The 18,664-nt window shown below is 43.2% G+C and carries 15 protein-coding genes, 1 tRNA gene and 1 pseudogene; 7 read left to right on the forward strand and 10 right to left on the reverse strand.

Annotated features, from left to right (window positions below; genetic code table 11):
• Nucleotides 1-18: 18 nt before the first annotated feature.
• The 6 genes and pseudogenes from ACESTD_RS11600 to ACESTD_RS11625 all read right to left on the reverse strand — a co-directional run bounded on the left by ACESTD_RS11600 (nucleotide 19) and on the right by ACESTD_RS11625 (nucleotide 5,964).
• Nucleotides 19-1,515, reverse strand: a complete 1,497-nt coding sequence (locus ACESTD_RS11600) for a 4Fe-4S binding protein (RefSeq protein ID WP_055288547.1) — start codon at nucleotides 1,513-1,515, stop codon at nucleotides 19-21.
• Nucleotides 1,516-1,645: 130 nt separating this feature from the next.
• Nucleotides 1,646-2,506: pseudogene (locus ACESTD_RS11605) on the reverse strand (trehalose-6-phosphate synthase); the annotation flags it as partial.
• 140 nt (nucleotides 2,507-2,646) lie between these two features.
• On the reverse strand, nucleotides 2,647-3,204 hold the full coding sequence (locus ACESTD_RS11610) for an NAD(P)H-dependent oxidoreductase (RefSeq protein ID WP_057258613.1): 558 nt from the start codon (nucleotides 3,202-3,204) through the stop codon (nucleotides 2,647-2,649).
• A gap of 324 nt (nucleotides 3,205-3,528) precedes the next feature.
• Nucleotides 3,529-3,601 (reverse strand) — tRNA-Lys (locus ACESTD_RS11615).
• Nucleotides 3,602-3,695: 94 nt separating this feature from the next.
• A complete protein-coding gene (locus ACESTD_RS11620) occupies nucleotides 3,696-4,499 on the reverse strand; it encodes an MBL fold metallo-hydrolase (protein WP_025835841.1) in 804 nt (267 codons plus the stop codon).
• Between the two features lie 82 nt (nucleotides 4,500-4,581).
• Nucleotides 4,582-5,964 carry an MFS transporter gene (locus ACESTD_RS11625; protein ID WP_195288658.1) on the reverse strand — a complete coding sequence of 461 codons (1,383 nt, stop codon included), beginning with the start codon at nucleotides 5,962-5,964 and terminating at the stop codon, nucleotides 4,582-4,584.
• A gap of 207 nt (nucleotides 5,965-6,171) precedes the next feature.
• Between ACESTD_RS11625 and ACESTD_RS11630 the strand changes: the two genes are divergently transcribed.
• Complete coding sequence (locus ACESTD_RS11630) at nucleotides 6,172-6,861, forward strand: HAD family hydrolase (protein ID WP_009038423.1); 690 nt, start codon at nucleotides 6,172-6,174, stop codon at nucleotides 6,859-6,861.
• A gap of 42 nt (nucleotides 6,862-6,903) precedes the next feature.
• On the opposite strand, the gene uxaC is transcribed toward ACESTD_RS11630, so the two are convergent.
• Complete coding sequence (uxaC, locus tag ACESTD_RS11635) at nucleotides 6,904-8,310, reverse strand: glucuronate isomerase (RefSeq protein WP_005837136.1); 1,407 nt, start codon at nucleotides 8,308-8,310, stop codon at nucleotides 6,904-6,906.
• A 233-nt stretch (nucleotides 8,311-8,543) separates the two neighbouring features.
• Between uxaC and ACESTD_RS11640 the strand changes: the two genes are divergently transcribed.
• Both ACESTD_RS11640 and ACESTD_RS11645 read left to right on the forward strand, forming a co-directional pair.
• A complete protein-coding gene (locus ACESTD_RS11640; protein ID WP_120175585.1) occupies nucleotides 8,544-9,605 on the forward strand; it encodes a substrate-binding domain-containing protein in 1,062 nt (353 codons plus the stop codon).
• A 39-nt stretch (nucleotides 9,606-9,644) separates the two neighbouring features.
• A complete protein-coding gene (locus ACESTD_RS11645) occupies nucleotides 9,645-11,093 on the forward strand; it encodes a tagaturonate reductase (protein WP_005837138.1) in 1,449 nt (482 codons plus the stop codon).
• A gap of 108 nt (nucleotides 11,094-11,201) precedes the next feature.
• Here the strand turns inward: ACESTD_RS11645 and ACESTD_RS11650 are convergent, their stop codons facing one another.
• On the reverse strand, nucleotides 11,202-11,735 hold the full coding sequence (locus ACESTD_RS11650; protein WP_005825486.1) for an FHA domain-containing protein: 534 nt from the start codon (nucleotides 11,733-11,735) through the stop codon (nucleotides 11,202-11,204).
• A gap of 50 nt (nucleotides 11,736-11,785) precedes the next feature.
• Nucleotides 11,786-12,940, reverse strand: a complete 1,155-nt coding sequence (locus tag ACESTD_RS11655) for an SPOR domain-containing protein (protein ID WP_005825483.1) — start codon at nucleotides 12,938-12,940, stop codon at nucleotides 11,786-11,788.
• Nucleotides 12,941-13,173: 233 nt separating this feature from the next.
• Here ACESTD_RS11655 and ACESTD_RS11660 point away from each other — a divergent pair, with 233 nt between their 5' ends.
• From ACESTD_RS11660 to ACESTD_RS11675, 4 genes are read left to right on the forward strand one after another with little or no spacing between them, the layout of a single operon-like run.
• Complete coding sequence (locus tag ACESTD_RS11660) at nucleotides 13,174-14,592, forward strand: capsule assembly Wzi family protein (RefSeq protein WP_005837139.1); 1,419 nt, start codon at nucleotides 13,174-13,176, stop codon at nucleotides 14,590-14,592.
• 4 nt (nucleotides 14,593-14,596) lie between these two features.
• A complete protein-coding gene (gene rfbC, locus ACESTD_RS11665) occupies nucleotides 14,597-15,145 on the forward strand; it encodes a dTDP-4-dehydrorhamnose 3,5-epimerase (protein WP_005825481.1) in 549 nt (182 codons plus the stop codon).
• Between the two features lie 3 nt (nucleotides 15,146-15,148).
• Entirely contained in the window at nucleotides 15,149-16,462 is a 1,314-nt protein-coding gene (locus ACESTD_RS11670) for a UDP-glucose/GDP-mannose dehydrogenase family protein (RefSeq protein ID WP_373158882.1), read from the forward strand.
• Nucleotides 16,463-16,499: 37 nt separating this feature from the next.
• Nucleotides 16,500-17,300, forward strand: coding sequence for a DUF4738 domain-containing protein (locus tag ACESTD_RS11675; protein ID WP_005837141.1), 801 nt, complete (start codon nucleotides 16,500-16,502; stop codon nucleotides 17,298-17,300).
• Nucleotides 17,301-17,336: 36 nt separating this feature from the next.
• Here the strand turns inward: ACESTD_RS11675 and ACESTD_RS11680 are convergent, their stop codons facing one another.
• On the reverse strand, nucleotides 17,337-18,623 hold the full coding sequence (locus tag ACESTD_RS11680; protein WP_044467634.1) for a DEAD/DEAH box helicase: 1,287 nt from the start codon (nucleotides 18,621-18,623) through the stop codon (nucleotides 17,337-17,339).
• Between the last annotated feature and the right edge of the window lie 41 nt (nucleotides 18,624-18,664).

Consider the following 18,664-nt stretch of genomic DNA (forward strand, 5'->3'; position numbering starts at 1 on the left):
TATAGAAATTCTACTTTGTTATATAATTCGATGTCTTTCATGTCCTTCCACATAGATGGCACTGAACGGACGGGCCGGACAAAGATTCTCACATGCCCCGCAGCCGATACAACGCTCCACATTGATTACCGGAATCTTTGGAGAATCCTTGTCTTCAGGTATACTCGGCACCATTTGTATGGCTCCCGTCGGACAATGGCGTGCACAGTTGCCACACTGCACACCATCCGTCAGTGGTATGCAATTTTTCTTTACCCACACGGCATGCCCTATCTGAACGGATGATTTATCAGCTTTGGTTATCGGACGGATAGCCCCTGCAGGACATACCTCCGAACATTTTGTACATTCCGGTCTACAATAGCCGCGTTCGTATGACATTTCCGGTTGCATCAATTTCCTTAAGTCTGCAGAAGGACGAAGAACCTGATTGGGACATGCCGACACACAGAGCTGGCAGGCCGTGCAGTGTTGCGCCATATTGCGGGCACTCAATGAGCCGGGAGGAGTGAGGGGAGTGCTTCGCTCAGGAATCTTCTTATCTTCAATGGCTGCCAGTCCTCCGTCTACTTTCTTTTCCTGCGCTTTTAAAACAGAAGTGGCTGCAACCAGAGCCGTTGCTGTGAAAAAACTGCGGCGGGTTTCGTTTATCTGTTCCGAATCTGCCTTGCCCGCAGCAGGTTTACCGAAAGGATGATACTTGTAGGAAATGGCTCCATGCTTGCACTTCTCAATGCAGTTCATGCAAACCACACACCGGCTTGCATCAATCTGATGCTCCTTAAAGTTGATGCAGGCTGCCTTGCAGTTGCGTGAACAAAGACTGCATTGGTTGCACTTTTCCGAATCTATTGTGATGCGGAAAAGCGAATAACGTGAAAGGAAGCCCAAGACCGTTCCTACCGGGCAAATCGTATTACAATAGGTTCGTCCGTTGCGTCCGGCCAGAACAACAAGCACAGCCAAAGTAGCGGCAGCAATAATAAAAGTCGGCAGGCTCTTCAACCATACATCCGTTTCATAAAAGGCATAACTGTCTGCCCGTTCAGCCAGATAAGCAAGCAGATTGTTGCCCCATTGCCATATAGGTTGAAAAAGATTATTGGCAATACGTCCGTATGCACTATAGGGTGCAAGTAGAGCAGCCAATGAACCAATTCCGGCAATCAAAGCAATGATAAACACACCCAATACGCCATAGCGCAGCCAAGATAAGGCCGGAGAATAAGAGTAAGGAAGCTTCCTGCGTTTTTTAGGTTGCCGGCCCAGCCATGCCAGTATATCCTGAAATACCCCTAAGGGGCAAATCACAGAACAATAGATACGCCCGCATACCAAAGTGAGAATTACAAGAAACAATATCACTCCCACATTCAGCGCCAATACAGCCGGCAAAAACTGGATTTTGGCTAACCAGCCGAACCACCCATGCAACGTTCCCGTAAAATCAAGGAACAGCAAGGTGATGAGTGCAAAACAAATCATTGCAAAAGTCAGTCTAATCTTCCGTAACATGATAATCCTTTATTTTGAGTTCCTAAACATTCTATATCAGCGATATGAGTACAAAACAACTGCCGAAATAGTGAAATTTTCTTTATGCAAAAATAAAGAAAAAAAGAAAGATATCATCATTCAATGGAATTAAAAACGAAAGAAATAAACGGTGCAGAATGCCTTTACTATAATCCAAGCGGTCTACAGAAAGAATCAACTTATGATTTCCGAAAAATTTCCGTGTACGGTCTATCGCCCGCCGTACTTCCGGTCTGGAAGAAGCATTGTGATACAGTCCGTAGTTGATTCCCATAGGAAGAGCATCGGTCTCAACTACTCTATTCCCGAGTTGTGCTTCGTCCAGTTTAAAGTCAATACGCAGTACCCGTTTGACAGCACTGATAAAATGCCGCATATAGTCATAAGTATGGAAAGCTATAAAGTCAGCATCCAATAATCCTTTCAGGATTTCTGCACGTTCCGGTAATATCCGGAAAAGTTCATAGGAAGGGAAAGGGATATGATGGAAATATCCGATATTCAAATTCGGGTAAACCTTCCGAAGCATTCCGGGAAGCAGCATTGGCTGATAGTCTTGAATCCACACCTTGTCACCTGGATGTATCACGCGGCAAATGGCATCGCAGAACAACTGGTTCACTTCCTGATACGATTGCCAGAAAGAGTTCCGATATAGCGTATAAACAAAAAAGTAGTGACATAATGGCCAAATAGTACTATTACTATAGCCTTCATAATAATTCTTTATCTGTGTTTCGGACAAGAATACTGGGTGAAAATTTATTCCTTCCAATCTAGAAGTGATTTCCTTTTTACTTTCTTCGTTGTCAACGCATATTCCAGGCCATCCAATCCAATGTTTTTCGTAGGAAATCTGAAGTGAGTCCAAACCGGTAGCCAGTCCACCTTCACTTCATGAAAACACGAACGTTTCATCCTCTTTGGTAACCTTAACGGGTAATCTGTTTGATATAATATAAAATTTCATGTATGAGTTAACACAAGAAATATGCCAACTCATACAATATTTTATTTATTGCTTATAATCAGGATTTTAGAAAAAGATAAAGAGAAAAACAAACATTCAAAAAATGAAAAAGAATGTTCCATTTCGATATGGTCCTACTATTACCAATTATCACTGGAAATGTCTTTCTTCACCAATGCTTCAATTCTTTGCTTATAGCAATTTATCCCTTCTGCTATATTTTTACTAGCTTCCGAGGTCCCCATTCCATAGACTATAAGAGGAGTTTGCCATACCATTCCGGCATGTACAGCACTTGCTTGATAAGGTCTTAACAACTCATCCACCGTAAAACGATTTCTTCCTCCGCTTCTATAAGCATCATGTTCAGAGCCGGCAGTAGTGACCACCATCAATGTCTTACCAGCCACAGCAGGAGTTTTTGCCAGATAAGTAAATACTTCATCCAACCATCTCTTCAATAAAGAAGGAGCCGACATCCAATAGAACGGAAACTGAAATACAAGCGCAGATGCATGCGATATGATAGTGCTCCATATCTCTGCATTAAAAGCATCTTCCACACGCATCTCATATAAATTGTATATGGCCACCTCTCCCATGTCACTAATAGCATCCATCAATGCCTTGTTAGCTCGCGACTCTTTTATATTGGGATGTGTCAGAAGAACCACTACTTGCTTTGAATCTTTATCCATATTGTTTTTCTTTTAGTTTAAAATCATTGATGTGTGTACAAATATACAAAATATAGATATACGAGTAGAAGGAAATAAAAGTTTTCTTCCTACTTTCATTTTCTGACATATATTTTCGAATGTGACGGAAGAGGCGGCAAGCGGGTGAGGGCAAAGGCATAAAAACAAACTTCTGAAGAATTTATTATGCGGACTAACGAAAAATAATGTATCATCCTCATATATATTTACTAGTGATTCCGTATGAGGAGCTTATACCCATCAAAGCATGTTCTTGTTAAGACAAATTAAAAAAGGAACAACAGTCATTGTTCCTTTTTTAAGTACACCCTCAGGGATTCGAACCCTGGACCCACTGATTAAGAGTCAGTTGCTCTACCAACTGAGCTAAGAGTGCATTCCTTATTTCTTGTTTGCGGGTGCAAAAGTAGTCCTTTTATTTTATTCGTGCAAACAAAACGGGGTGTTTTTTGCGATGGAATGGGATTTTTTTATTCAAACTCGTATAAATCAGAAGGAGTAGTACGCTTCAAAGCACACAACTGTACATCCTTTCCTACGATAATTCCTTTTTCCCTTAATTTCCATTCCACTGTTTTATATGCCAATTCAGGATGATTGTTGTCCTTGCTCAAATGGCAAAGCCAAATATACTGTAAATGTTCCGTCATATTTTCCGAAAGAAATTCAGCAGTAGCAATATTACTCATGTGTCCGGTGCGGCTGGTAATCCGTTCTTTCAGGTATTGGGGGTAGGTACCCATGCGTAACATTTCCTCATCGTAGTTGGCTTCCAATATCAGATAATTTGCCTTTCTGATATATTCTGCGGCCGTAGGAGTAATTTCACCAAGGTCTGTAAGAAAAGCAAACACTTTTCCGTCTATCTCAATACAATAGCCCACATTGTCCGTGCCGTCATGAGGTACCTCAAAAGATTCGATATGAAAATCTTCCAACTGCATGGGTTGCTGCTTTTCCAGGTAACGGACAGACGAATATAACTTTTCTGTCATGCAATAGCTCCGGTTGATACCCTCATGAATCCGGGCAGTTGTATAAATAGGAATATTCTGTTTCTCACCCAATCCACCTACCGCTTTAATATGATCTGCATGATCGTGCGTAACAAATACCGCACGTATCATTTCCATGCTGATACCTGCTTCCTTCAGTCCTTTTTTTATCGTCCGTACTGCAATGCCGGCGTCGATGAGTATTCCATATTTTTCTGTGCCTATATAATAGCAGTTGCCGCTACTTCCACTGGCAAGGCTTATAAATTTTACTTTCATCCTAATCTCCTTAATTACAAAAAAGCCGTCGCTTTAAAAAAAAGTGACGGCAAATATACAAAAAGTATGCAATATATAAACCTTATGCCTTCTTCTTTTTGTCGATGAATTCGGTAGTTTTGGCAAAAACGAATAATGCTATTGCCGCAACCAATCCTATAGCAGCGAAATAATACCAGATATAATGTGCATTGACACTGGCTGCTTCCCACGCTTCGCGGGTTTCAAACAAGACTGGATCAGGACAATATTTTGTCAGAAGCACCCCCGCAATACCGAATCCGAAAATAGAAGAGAGGAATGAATGAAGATGGCTGAAACCGAGGTACATACCTTCTTCGCCCTTGGGGGCCTGCAAAGAGAAGTATTCCAGATAACGCGGTGAGATAAAACATTCTGCCAAAGCTTGCACAACAATACCAAGCACCATCATCAAAGTAATATTGCTCATGCCGGAAATAATATCGTTACCCAGCAAATTACCGCATGCCATCAGCAATGCCGATACCGGAATAAGAAACATGCCTATATTCATAGAAGTAATAGCTGTGCGCTTTGCCATCCACCGGGTGATAAAACTTACGCAGCAAACCACTACAAACGGGTTTACATTGGCTATCCACCCCGGTTTGGCTGTTTCACCCGCCATGCGGATGACATATTTGGGCATAGTTGCATAGAGTTGTTGCTGTACCATCCAAAAGCCGGTTACGATGAGGATAAGAATCAACAAACGCCAATTAGTGATAATACGTAGAAAACCTTGTCCAATTTCACGCATGCTTTTCCCTTCACCTGCTGTATGTGCCGATTTATACAATAAAATGACAGCCAATAATGCCAGCACCGTCATGGCAGCCGAGAAGTAATTGATATAAATATAAGCCTGCTCACCGATAACATTCCGTAGAGGATCGACCACCGTTTTTCCGGTAAAAGCTCCTATATTCACCATCATATAGAAGATGGAATAGCCGCGAGCACGGGTAGCCTCTGTTGTTTCCTTAGCCACCGATCCCGATATGATAGACTTGATGAACGAACCTCCTACCATGATAACAAACAACACGGGGACAATTATCCAGCGGTCATTACTATCCGGCAATCCTGAAAAACGGGTTGTCTCGCCATACTCCACCAGACCGGCTGCTTCCAGTAGGGTGGGAAGCAATCCCAAACCCAAATACCCGATGGAAAGCAGTGAGAAAGCAATAATCATCGACTTTCGGAAACCTATCTTATCGGCATATGCGCCCGTAAAGATAGGCAACAAATAGAGCCCTCCCGAAAACAGACCGGAAATCATGCTTGACTCAAAATCATTGAAACCTAAAATATTGGAAAGATAAATGGTAAGAACAATAAATACGGCATAATATGCCATGCGTTCGAACAGTTCTACTGTACTGCTTACCCAGAAAGCTCTGCTGAAGCCTTTGGAAGCGGGTTGGGGTGATGTCATCATCCTTTTGTACGATTAAAATTTATGTATTAAATGAAAAAATAAGTGCAAAAATAGGAAATTAATATCGTGTTTGCAAGATATTAATTTTCTGCAAACACAATATTAATAAGTTGCAGACAAGATATTAACTTCCCATTTATCACTATTTATCTTTTCATTTATATAGAATACTCCGTATCTTTGGACGCTTTTATAAAACGACCATTCATGAAAGATAAAATCGAATTTATAGCTTTTGACGCTGATGACACACTGTGGGAAAGCGAACTTTATATTCAAGAGTTCGAGCACAAATTCTGTAACCTTTTAAGGCAATATCTGCCTGCTTCATCCATATCACAAAGGTTTTTTGAAACAGAAATGAAGAATCTGCATATGTATGGCTATGGGCTGAAGAGCATAATGCTCAGTATGACTGAAACCATCTGCAAAGTGACAGACGGAAACGGGAATATGCATCTTATAGAAGAAGTAATAGGATGGGGACAAGAGCTTCTGCAGAAACCGGTTACACTACTGGAAGGCGTGAAGGAGACCATATCGTCACTTCATGGGAAATATAAATTGGTGTTGGCCACTAAGGGGGACTTGTTCGACCAGAAAAGAAAAATAGAAGCTTCCGGACTGCGAGAATATTTCCATCATATCGAAATTATGAGTGACAAGAAAATCGATGATTACCAGAGGCTGATTGATACATTGGGCTGTCCGCCTGAAAAACTCCTGATGATAGGTAATTCTGTAAAATCAGACATACTTCCGGTATTGGAACTTGGGGGATACGCTGCCCATGTACCATACCACGTGACTTGGGCATACGAGCAACATGAAGGGGAAATACGACATCCCAATTTTATACGATTGGATAGTATCAAAGAAATATTAGATAAGCTATAAGTTATGGGTGAAACTGCATAACTTATAGCTTACTATTGCTTTTTAGAATTGGAAGAAATTCTTAGCGTTATAATAGCTGATATCTTCAATCATCTGGTTTACGCGTTCCATCTCGGAAATAGGAATTTCACCATTTTCTACATCACGGCCTACAAGATTACACAATGTACGGCGGAAATATTCATGGCGCGGATAGGAGAGGAAGGAACGGGAATCGGTCAGCATACCAACAAATCGGCTCAATAAGCCCAGTACAGAAAGGGCATTCATCTGCTTTTCCATACCATCCTTCTGGTCAAGGAACCACCAACCGGAACCGAATTGAATCTTACCGGCAACCGTACCATCCTGGAAGTTACCCAGCATAGTAGCAATGACTTCGTTGGCGCATGGATTCAAATTATAAAGAATAGTCTTGGTCAGCTTACCATTGGAGTTTAAGCGGTCGAGAAATTTAGCCATAGCTTTTGCTGTAGTAAATTCGCCAATGGAATCAAAACCGGTATCAGGACCTAACAGTTTGAACATCTTACTATTGTTGTTGCGAATAGCACCATAATGGAACTGTTGTGTCCAACCTTTCTCCCAATCCATTTCGCCGAACACAACCAGCATGGCCGACTTGAATTTCAGAATTTCCTCCTTCGTCAATCCAGTACCGCCATATACCTTGTTAAAGATAGCCTTAACTTCCGCTCCTGTATAATCCTCGGCATAGAATTCTTCAATTCCGTGGTCAGACAGTTTACATCCTTGTTCCGCGAAAAAATCGTGACGCTTACGCAAGGCAGCAACCATATCGTCAAAGCAGGAAATAGCCACATCGCTCACTTCGGCCAACTTTTCTACATATGCGCGAAAATCGGCAGGAACTTCCACCGCCATTGCCTTATCCGGACGCCAAGTAGGCAACATCTTGATTTCAAAGCCGCTCTCACGTGTCTTGATATGGTATTCCAAGGAATCAATAGGATCATCTGTAGTACAAACCACTTCCACATGATAACGGCGCATCATGCCACGGGCGGAATATTCAGGCTGTTTCAACTTCTCATTACATTCATCATAAATTTCACGGGCCGTATGAGGATTGAGAATTTTATCGATTCCAAAAGCGGTCTTCAATTCAAGGTGGGTCCAGTGATACAACGGATTACGGAAAGTATAAGGTACCGTTTCGGCCCACTTCTCAAACTTTTCCCAATCTGTAGTATCCTTACCGGTACAGAAACGTTCGTCCACACCATTGGTACGCATGGCACGCCACTTGTAGTGGTCACCTCCCAACCAAATCTCAGTCAGTGACTTAAATTGATAGTCTTCCGCCACCATTTGAGGAATCAAGTGACAATGATAGTCGATAATCGGCATTTTAGCCGCATGCTCGTGGTACAACTTCTGTGATGTTTCCGTTTGCAACAGAAAATTTCCGTCCATAAAGTTTTTCATCTTCTTGTGTTTTAAGTATCTAAAAATATTACTTTCTATTTATTACACCTATATAGTATTGATTGTAAAGCTAATAGGTCGTATAATTGTTTTTAGTTTTATTAACCGTTATCGAACACAAAAGTAGAAATTTTACTTGGAGAAACAAAATAATTCGTATCTTTGCGGCGAATATTTATAATATTTAAGCTTCAGACGTCTCACCTTTACTGCCTTAGGCAGCATACCTCAAGATGAAAAACAAGAACTATACCATTAAAGACATAGCACGCATGTCCGGCGTCTCTGCCGGCACTGTAGACCGCGTACTGCACAACCGCGGAGACGTATCCGTTTCCAGTAGGGAAAAAGTCCAGAAAGTACTCGACGAGATAGATTATCATCCCAATATGTTTGCCATCGGGCTGGCGGCTAAAAAGCGCTATCATATTGTCTGCATTATACCTTATTATATAGAACATGATTATTGGCATGCTGTAGCAGCGGGAATTGACCGTGCCGCACAAGAATTACGGCCGTTCAATGTTGGGGTTAGCTATCTGTACTATCGGCATGCGGACAAATCCTCCTATAAAGAAGCATGTGCTGTGCTCCGGGAGGAAAATGCCGACGCCGTACTTGTTGCCCCGAATTTCCGAGAGGAGACCATAAAACTCACTACTTATTTGGAGGAAGCGGATATTCCCTATGCATTCATAGACTTCAATATTGAACAGACGCATGCCTTGTGTTATATCGGACAAGATTCCAAAACCAGCGGATACATTGCTGCCAAGATTCTGATGCGTAGCTATGAAAAAGGGCAGGAGCTTGTGTTATTCCTGAGCAATCAGAAAAACAATCCGGCAGAAATCCAGATGCAACGCCGCCTCGAGGGGTTCATGCAATACCTTTCCGAGGAACATAAGGATTTGACTATCCATGACATTGTGTTGCACAAGGAAGATACTGATGGCAACAGACGGATATTGGATGCTTTTTTTAAAGAACATCCCCAAGCCGTACTGGGAGCTGTTTTTAATTCCCGTGTTTATCAAGTGGCAAGTTATCTGCACGAAAAGGGGTGGAAGCTGGCAGGACTTGTGGGATATGACCTTTTACACAAAAATACAGAGCTCCTGAAAACCGGTGAAGTAACCTTTCTCATCGGTCAACGTCCAGGCCTGCAAGGCTATTGTGGCGTAAAGACTTTATGCAACCACGTGGTATTTAAAAGACCGGTCACTGCAGTGAAATACATGCCCATCGACATATTGATGAAGGAAAACATAGACTTTTACTTTGAGTTTGAATAATTAAAAAATTACATATCAACCATTTAAATCATTTTTTAAATGAAAGCATTAAACAAAGAAACTGCTCCCAAAGCACAACGCCCGGAACGCATTATCCAGTTTGGCGAAGGTAATTTCCTTCGCGCATTTGTGGATTGGATTATTTATAACATGAATCAAAAGACCGATTTCAACAGCAATGTGGTAGTAGTCCAACCCATCGATAAAGGTATGGTTAACATGCTGAATGCCCAGGATGACCTTTATCATGTAAATCTGCAAGGTCTGGATAAAGGAGAAACCATCAACAGTCTGACTATGATAGATGTAATCAGCCGTGCCTTAAACCCCTATACTCAAAACGATGAGTTCATGAAATTGGCCGAACAACCGGAAATGCGTTTTGTCATTTCCAACACGACGGAAGCAGGTATAGCCTTTGACCCTGCTTGTAAGCTGACAGATACACCGGCGTCTTCTTATCCGGGCAAACTGACACAGCTGTTGTATCACCGCTTCAAGACATTCAACGGCGACAAGAGCAAAGGACTGATTATCTTCCCTTGCGAACTCATCTTCCTGAATGGCCACAAGTTGAAGGAGGCAATCTATCAATATATTGAATTATGGCAATTGGGTGATGAGTTCAGAGCTTGGTTTGAGGAAGCCTGCGGTGTGTATGCAACACTGGTGGACCGTATCGTTCCAGGATTCCCCCGCAAAGACATTGCCGCTATAAAAGAAAAGATACAGTACGATGACAATCTGGTAGTGCAGGCTGAAATTTTCCATTTATGGGTCATCGAGGCTCCGCAAGAAGTCGCCGAAGAATTCCCTGCCGACAAAGCCGGACTGAATGTATTGTTTGTTCCTTCTGAAGAACCTTACCACGAAAGAAAAGTAACCTTGCTGAATGGACCTCATACCGTATTGTCTCCAGTAGCCTATCTGTCGGAGGTAAATATTGTACGCGATGCCTGCCAGCATCCTATAATCGGACAATACATCCATAAAGTGATGTTTGACGAGCTGATGGAAACGTTGAACCTGCCGAAAAACGAATTGAAAAAGTTTGCAGAAGATGTATTGGAGCGCTTCAACAATCCGTTTGTTGACCATGCCGTAACCAGTATTATGCTGAACTCTTTCCCTAAATACCAAACCCGTGACCTTCCTGGCCTGAAAACCTACTTGAAACGTAAAGGAGAACTGCCGAAAGGTCTGGTATTGGGACTGGCTGCCATCATCACGTACTACAAAGGAGGTACCCGCGCAGACGGCACAGAAATCATCCCGAATGATGCTCCCGAAATCATGCAGTTATTGAAAGACCTTTGGGCAACGGGGGATACCCGCAAAGTGGCAGAAGGCGTATTGGCAGCCAAAGACCTTATCTGGGGGGAACACGGAGACTTGAATACCGTTCCAGGATTGACAGACATGATTACCTGCTTCTTAAAATCCATCCAAGAAAAAGGCATGCAGGAAACAGTAAAAGGTATTCTTTAATTCCTATGATTTTAAACAAGCAGACCGTACAAAAGGAGTTTTTATACGGTCTGCTTTATTTATACCACATTTGATGGGAAATAATTAAGCCACAGTTTTCTTTTTTGTCTAAAGGCTTTCCTGCTCTGCTGCCCGCAATATAAAAGTAGTGGCACCAATAGTTACAATGGCTCCATCCTCAATGCGAATACGGTCTTTGTCACCCAAAATTTCATTATTAAGGAAAGTTCCCGTCAGGCTGGGAGCATCGCGTAAGGTATAAATCAACACTCCCTGCTTATTACGCTTTACATTAATGATACAGTGACGCCGGTCCATACTCATATCCGAAGTCTCAATCGGCACATCGATAACATTCCCCACGCAACGCCGGCCTATGATATTGTCACCTTCTTGCAATGGAAGTACCTGCTTAAAACCAAACACGTTCTCAATGACCGTGATGCTGCCAAAAGCCTCTTTAAACTCCGCTTCATCCGGACGTTCTTCCTTTTGAGGGGCTTTCATCTTTGATTTACCTAAACGGATACTGAACTGCTTCTTACACTGGTCACATACAAAGACCAGTGATTGGCCTTCGGTATACTTGGTTTCATCGAATGTTAAGTAATTCTCACATTTGGGACAACGGATACGCTTCATGATAGTTAAAAATTAAAGAATTAAAAAATAAAGCAAGGGTAGATTACTTTCTACTTCTTTAATACCCAAGCGTTCTTATACGTTTCATTCTGGCGAACTCTGTTCAATGCCTGATATGCTTCTGTTTCTGTGCCACAAGACTCAATGCTGACACGCATTTTACCATCTCCAACAATTGCTTTTGCATGAGGGTAACCTTTTTCAATCAGTTGCTTTGCCATTGCTTCGGCATCCTTCTCAGTACCTACACTGGCAATGATGACGTGGTATTTCTGTGCAGAGACAAGTGACGGGGCGACAGTCCCTGCTGTGGTCTTTTGAATTTCACTCTTTGTTGTTACAGATGTTGAAGAGGACACTTCTGCCGCCTGCTGCTTAGGCTGAGAAACAACCGGAGCATTCTGCGCGTTAGCTTGGCCCACCTTAACCTCTCTTACGGCAACCGGAACCACCTTTTTCTTTGCCTTCTGCCCCGTGTTTTTTTGAGCCGACGCTTTCGGAGTGTCGGCCTTCCGGCTAACAACAATCGGATTAATGGCAAGGGATTCCTTTTCTATCATCTCAAAAAGTTCATTCGGAAGTAATTGCGCATAATTTCCTTCAACCACTTCCGTATTCTCTATCGGTGTAGACAAAAAGAAAAACAAGGCAACCACTGCAATCATGGCAACCGCATTCGACAAATAGGAACGGTTGAATTTAATCTCAAACCTTCGCTTTTTGTCTTCCGGCACAACTGGAACAGAATAACGGATGGTCTTTTCCATGTACGGTTTCTTCAGTTCCGCCAGTTCCTGCATTTCAAAACTATCCAACCCATATAAGTAAGGAGTGGTTATCTTGTGGTCATAGGGAACAAAGTCATAAATACCATGAATGGAGTAACGCAATTCGCCAATGTTGGGCAAATCCACCTTACCTTCTTCATGGAGAGCAGTGAATATATGCGCCACTTCTTTTTCTACAATCCGCGTAGCATCAGAAAAATCAGTATCATAGACAGCCATATAGGATTGTACAAGTAAGCCGTCATTCATCTTCAGTTGAGGATTGAAACCGATAATACGGGTAGGGGGCAGAAAAACATTCTCTTCCGCTACTCTCATTGCCGGAGTATAATGAGCTACAAATCCTCCCAAACCGGGAACAATGACACAATCGTTCTCCAATAACAATACTTCTATGTGCTGTGCTAATTCAATCATGCTACAAAAGTAGCGGAAATATCGGATATACGCTAGTTTCAGAGCTTTTTTCTTATCAACAAATTATGAACATTGCACATTGAAAATGTATTTGAAAAAGGTTTTTTGGCAAGAGAAGGAATTTTTACCGGAAAAATTTCTACTTTTGTACCGTTTAACTATACTCGTCAAGAATAGAAAGACAATTGTCCTCGCAAGAGTATACAAACCTAAACACTTAACAAAAGACTATTATGCGTATTATTTTCTGTCTGATGGTTTTCTTGTTCATAGGAAAGAACACGATGCTGGCACAGCAGCTGTCCTCATTCGTAGAATATGGAGCAGCCCTGCATACCGGTGACAATACTCCTCTTTGGCAGGTCAGCAACCAGCAAGGACTCACTTCGCTCGACAACAATACTTACATACGTGGAGGAATATCCTACAAACACCAACTTGGAAAATGGAAGTTTGAAGAAGCACTGGATTTGGTTGCAGCAGCCGGATTCAGCACGACCTCCTTCATTGTACAGCAGGCTTACGTAGACATCCGTTACAAGTGGTTTGGATTCTTTGCCGGAAGCCGGGAACAGAATTCTCCATTGCTGAATCAAGAGCTGAGCAGTGGCGGCATGACCTGGTCGGGTAATGCGCGTCCCATCCCACAAGTACAGATAGGCATACCCGAGTATGTACAGTTGCTACCCCGTTTAGGCCTGAAAGGAGAAATCTCGTACGGATGGTTTACAGATAACAAATACCAGCGGGAGCAAGTCGGAGAAAAATACTGGTACACCAAGAGTATCAAATACCATCATAAAGAAGGGTTCCTGCGTATCGGTATACCCAAAGGAAAATGGCAACTGGAACTCGGAATGACCCTCGACACCCAATTCGGAGGATACAAGATTGGAGGTTCCGAATCGGGAGACTTGGGCAACGGATGGAAGGATTACGTACGCGTATTCTTCCCCGGCCACGGGCGTGAGGACGGACCGGTAGGTGAACATCTGGCTTTCCAAGGCAATTTTCTGGGTAGCGAATATATCAAAATGACTTATCGTCCTAAGGAAGATTTCTCCATCAGCGCCTATCTGGACAATCATTTTGATGACTTCTCCGCCATGGCCAAACTCAACGGTTGGGATGGCTTATGGGGTGTGGAATATAAATCCAACCATAGACAAGCCATCAACGGAATCGTTATCGAATATCTCCAGACTACCAATATGAGCGGTCCACTGCACGGTTTGCAAAATTCTGTAGTAGGTAAGACCGGAGGAGCCGACAACTACTACAACAACGGTTACTACCCAGGATGGGCACATTGGGGTATGGCGATAGCCAATCCGTTGATAGCATCGCCTATCTATAATAAGGATGGCGATATGAGTTTCAAGTACAATCGCGTTAAGGCCCTGCATCTGGGATGGAGCGGCGACATCAGCAGTGAGTGGAGATATGTGGCAAAATTGTCCCACAACAGAACTTGGGGAACTCCTCATCGTCCAATACCCGATATATTAGAAAATTTTTCTACTTTTGCATCGTTTTACTATATTCCCCGTAAATGGAAGGGCTGGTGCTTCAACGCGTCCCTTGCATTGGATATGGGAGAGATATATGGAGACAATTTTGGATTCCAACTGAAAGTACATAAAACATTTTAAGAAAATGAACTACATACAAACAGAGATTGACGGCGTATGGCTGATTGAGCCGAAAGTATTCCATGATGCCCGCGGATACTTTATGGAAGCATTTAAGGAAGAAGAGTTCCGTGCACATGTCGGAAACGTTCACTTCATCCAGGACAATGAGTCCAAATCCTCTTTCGGTGTATTACGTGGTCTTCATTACCAGAAGGGTGATTGCAGCCAGGCCAAACTGGTACGTGTCATTAAGGGAAAAGTGCTGGACGTGGCTGTCGACTTAAGAAAATCTTCTCCCACTTTCGGAAAGTATGTCAGTGTGGAGCTAAGTGAGGAGAACAAAAGACAATTCTTCATTCCGCGTGGTTTTGCCCACGGTTTTCTGGTGCTGAGCGATGAAGCTGTCTTTACATACAAGGTAGACAACGTATACGCACCACAATCCGAGGCATCCATCCGTTTTGACGACGAAACCATCGGTATTGAATGGCCCGTTGCTACGGAACAGCTTCTATTATCAGATAAAGACGGACATGCCGTATCGTTCAAGGATGCGGTCTATTATGAATAAAATATGAAAATAGCCATTGTCGGTACAGGATACGTCGGTTTGGTAACCGGAACCTGCTTTGCGGAAATCGGTGTCAACGTTATTTGCGTAGACACGAACAGTGAAAAGATAGAGTCACTGAAAAAGGGTGTTATTCCTATCTATGAAAATGGACTGGAAGAAATGGTTAGCCGGAATGTGAAAGCAGGACGCCTGCAATTCACCACGTCTCTGGAGAGTTGTCTGAATGAGGTGGAAGTGGTATTCAGTGCCGTAGGTACACCACCCGATGAGGATGGAAGTGCCGACTTGAGCTATGTGCTGGAAGTTGCCCGCACCATTGGACGCAATATGCAGAAATATGTGTTGGTGGTAACCAAAAGTACCGTTCCCGTAGGTACTGCCAGAAAAGTGCGGGCTACCATTCAAGAAGAACTTGATAAGAGAGGGATGAACATTGACTTCGATGTCGCTTCGAATCCCGAGTTTCTGAAAGAAGGTAATGCTATCAACGATTTTATGAGTCCCGACCGTGTAGTGGTGGGAGTAGAGTCCGAACGAGCCAAGAAGATAATGAGCAAGCTCTACAAACCATTCCTGCTGAACAACTTCCGTGTCATCTTTATGGACATCCCTTCTGCAGAAATGACAAAGTATGCAGCTAACTCCATGCTTGCCACCCGCATCAGCTTCATGAACGACATTGCCAATTTGTGCGAATTGGTGGGAGCGGATGTAAACATGGTGCGCAGTGGTATCGGTTCGGATACCCGTATCGGACGCAAGTTCCTCTATCCGGGGATAGGTTACGGCGGTTCATGCTTCCCTAAGGATGTAAAGGCACTGATTAAAACGGCTGAACTGAGCGGCTACAAGATGTGTGTACTCCATGCAGTAGAGGAGGTGAACGAGAAACAGAAGAGTATCTTATTCGAAAAGTTGCAGAAGCATTTCAATAATGATTTGGAGGGAAAGACCATTGCCATTTGGGGGCTGGCCTTTAAACCCGAAACAGATGACATGCGTGAAGCCCCGGCTCTGGTATTGATTGACGAGTTGCTGAAGGCCGGTTGTAAAGTACGTGCCTACGACCCGGCTGCCATGAACGAATGCCGACGCCGCATAGGAGAAAGTATTTATTATGCGACAGATATGTATGATGCTGCGCTGGATGCAGATGCACTGATGCTGGTGACCGAATGGAAAGAATTCCGCCTGCCTTCATGGGCAGTCATCAAGAAAACTATGGAGCAGCCGTTGGTATTGGACGGACGTAACATTTATGACAAGAAAGATATGGAAGAACAAGGTTTCACATATCATTGCATCGGAAAATAAAGTTGCAGAAAAAAGAAAAGAAATAAATAGGGACGTTATGACAATAAAAGGAAGTGCGATTCTCATTGTACTTGTTGTCTCATTGGCCTCATGCAGCAACAGACAAACAGGAGAGGTTTCCGTAAAGGAAGACCTCATTGCAAAACAACTGTTACAAGGCATCTGGGTGAACGATGAAACAGAAATGCCGTTGATGCGCATCGAAGGGGATACGGTATATTATGCCAACCCGCAAAGCGCTCCCGTACCTTTCAAGGTTGTTCACGATACAATCTACATATACAGCAATGAACCGGTGGCCTATAAGATAGACCGTCAAACGGAATACAGCTTCTGGTTCCACTCGCTGGCCGACGAAGTAATTAAACTGCATAAATCAGAGAATGCGGAAGATTCTTTGGTTTTCACCAGTCGAGAAGTGGAGGTCATTTCTACTACTCCGGAAGTGATAAAGAAAGACAGTATCGTAACATACAAGAATACAAGATATAGGGGATATGTATATATCAACCCCTCAAAGATGAAGGTTTTCAAGACTTCCTATTCTGAAAATGGAATCAGTGTGGACAATGTGTATTATGATAATGTAATCCACATCTGTGTATACGAAGGGAAGAAGATGCTTTATGGCCAGGACATCACTAAAAAGATGTTTGCGGATATATTCCCTGCCGAAATGCTGGACCAGGCCATTCTTGCCGATATGAATTTCATGGGTGTGGATAGTAAGGGGTACCATTATCAGGCAACCCTCGGCATACCCGAAAGTTCCGTATACAATTTGGTAAATATGATTATTGGTTTTGACAATACAATGAACATAGAAAAAGCGGAATAAATCCGCTTTTTCTATTTCTTTTCTTCACCACAATGTTTATTTCTTCTCGCCGCCATTCTGTGGACGTTTGGCTCTGGGCTTTCCACCTTTACTGTTGTTACGGCCGTTCTTGTTTCCTCCTGGCTTACGTCCGTTTCCACGGCCGCCCCGTCTTCCTCCGTCAAATGCTCTCGGCTTGTATTCGGGGGCTTCGCCCAGCTCCTCGGGAACCGGTATCTTATAGATGTCCCTATCCAGGAATTTTTCGATATTCTTAAAGTTCCCCTGCTCCTTTTCGGAAACGAAAGTGATGGCTACGCCGTCATTATTGGCACGCGCCGTACGTCCGATGCGGTGCACATAATCTTCACTGTCGTGGGGAACGTCATAGTTTATCACCAGACGGATGTCATCGATATCAATACCTCTCGCAACGATATCTGTAGCTACCAGGATATTGATACGTCCTGCCTTGAATTCGTACATCACTTCTTCGCGCTGTGCCTGCTCTAAATCGGAGTGCATTTCACCAACGTTCAGTTTCATCTGCTTCAAGGCTTTGGTCACTTCCTTCACTTTCAGTTTGGAAGAAGCAAAGATGATGACGCGTTCCGGCGTCTCCTCTGCAAAGAGGCTACGGATGATGCCCAGCTTCTGATTCTCGTAGCAGACATAGGCTGCCTGCACAATCTTTTCCGCTGGTTTGGAAACCGCCAACTTCACTTCGGCGGGATTGTTCAGAATGTTGCCAGCCAACTGTTGTATCTTGGCAGGCATGGTAGCAGAGAACATAATGGTCTGCCGCTCTTTAGGGAGAAACTTGACAATCTGCATAATGTCATCATAGAATCCCATATCCAGCATCCGGTCTGCTTCATCCAAAATAAAATAAGAGACACGGGAAAGATCTACATAACCAAGGCTAAGATGGGCTATCAAACGCCCCGGGGTAGCAATAACGACATCAGCACCCAGTGTCAACCCTCTTTTCTGCTGCTCGAACAGTATTCCGTCATTACCGCCATACACAGCCACGCTGGAAACCGGCATGAAATAAGAGAAACCTTCCATCTGTTGGTCTATCTGTTGCGCCAACTCGCGGGTAGGAGCCATGACAATGCAATTGATGGCATCGGCAGGGTGTCCGCCCTCTGAAAGTTTGTTCAATATAGGCAACAAATATGCGGCTGTTTTTCCCGTTCCGGTTTGTGCCACTGCTATTAAATCTCGACCTTCGAGTATGACGGGAATTGATTTTTCTTGTATGGGGGTGCACTCTTCAAAGCGCATGGCATCCAGTGCCTCCAGCACATCGCCATTTAAATGTAGTTCTGAAAACTTCATGTATCTCTTTTAAATTTGCGTACAAAGATAGGAAAAAGACT

This window comes from Bacteroides sp. AR20 (genome assembly GCF_964250605.1).
In the GTDB taxonomy this organism is placed as follows: Bacteria; Bacteroidota; Bacteroidia; order Bacteroidales; family Bacteroidaceae; genus Bacteroides; species Bacteroides uniformis.

Bases quoted from the DNA above. Each gene is read 5' to 3' on its own strand.
- ACESTD_RS11600 (WP_055288547.1), bottom strand. From the start codon at position 1,515: ATGTTACGGAAGATTAGACTGACTTTTGCAATGATTTGTTTTGCACTC.
- ACESTD_RS11610 (WP_057258613.1), bottom strand. From the start codon at position 3,204: ATGGATAAAGATTCAAAGCAAGTAGTGGTTCTTCTGACACATCCCAAT.
- ACESTD_RS11650 (WP_005825486.1), bottom strand. From the start codon at position 11,735: ATGAAGCGTATCCGTTGTCCCAAATGTGAGAATTACTTAACATTCGAT.
- ACESTD_RS11680 (WP_044467634.1), bottom strand. From the start codon at position 18,623: ATGAAGTTTTCAGAACTACATTTAAATGGCGATGTGCTGGAGGCACTG.
- rfbC (WP_005825481.1), top strand. From the start codon at position 14,597: ATGAACTACATACAAACAGAGATTGACGGCGTATGGCTGATTGAGCCG.
- uxaC (WP_005837136.1), bottom strand. From the start codon at position 8,310: ATGAAAAACTTTATGGACGGAAATTTTCTGTTGCAAACGGAAACATCA.
- ACESTD_RS11675 (WP_005837141.1), top strand. From the start codon at position 16,500: ATGACAATAAAAGGAAGTGCGATTCTCATTGTACTTGTTGTCTCATTG.
- ACESTD_RS11670 (WP_373158882.1), top strand. From the start codon at position 15,149: ATGAAAATAGCCATTGTCGGTACAGGATACGTCGGTTTGGTAACCGGA.
- ACESTD_RS11655 (WP_005825483.1), bottom strand. From the start codon at position 12,940: ATGATTGAATTAGCACAGCACATAGAAGTATTGTTATTGGAGAACGAT.
- ACESTD_RS11620 (WP_025835841.1), bottom strand. From the start codon at position 4,499: ATGAAAGTAAAATTTATAAGCCTTGCCAGTGGAAGTAGCGGCAACTGC.
- ACESTD_RS11660 (WP_005837139.1), top strand. From the start codon at position 13,174: ATGCGTATTATTTTCTGTCTGATGGTTTTCTTGTTCATAGGAAAGAAC.
- ACESTD_RS11630 (WP_009038423.1), top strand. From the start codon at position 6,172: ATGAAAGATAAAATCGAATTTATAGCTTTTGACGCTGATGACACACTG.
- ACESTD_RS11645 (WP_005837138.1), top strand. From the start codon at position 9,645: ATGAAAGCATTAAACAAAGAAACTGCTCCCAAAGCACAACGCCCGGAA.
- ACESTD_RS11625 (WP_195288658.1), bottom strand. From the start codon at position 5,964: ATGATGACATCACCCCAACCCGCTTCCAAAGGCTTCAGCAGAGCTTTC.
- ACESTD_RS11640 (WP_120175585.1), top strand. From the start codon at position 8,544: ATGAAAAACAAGAACTATACCATTAAAGACATAGCACGCATGTCCGGC.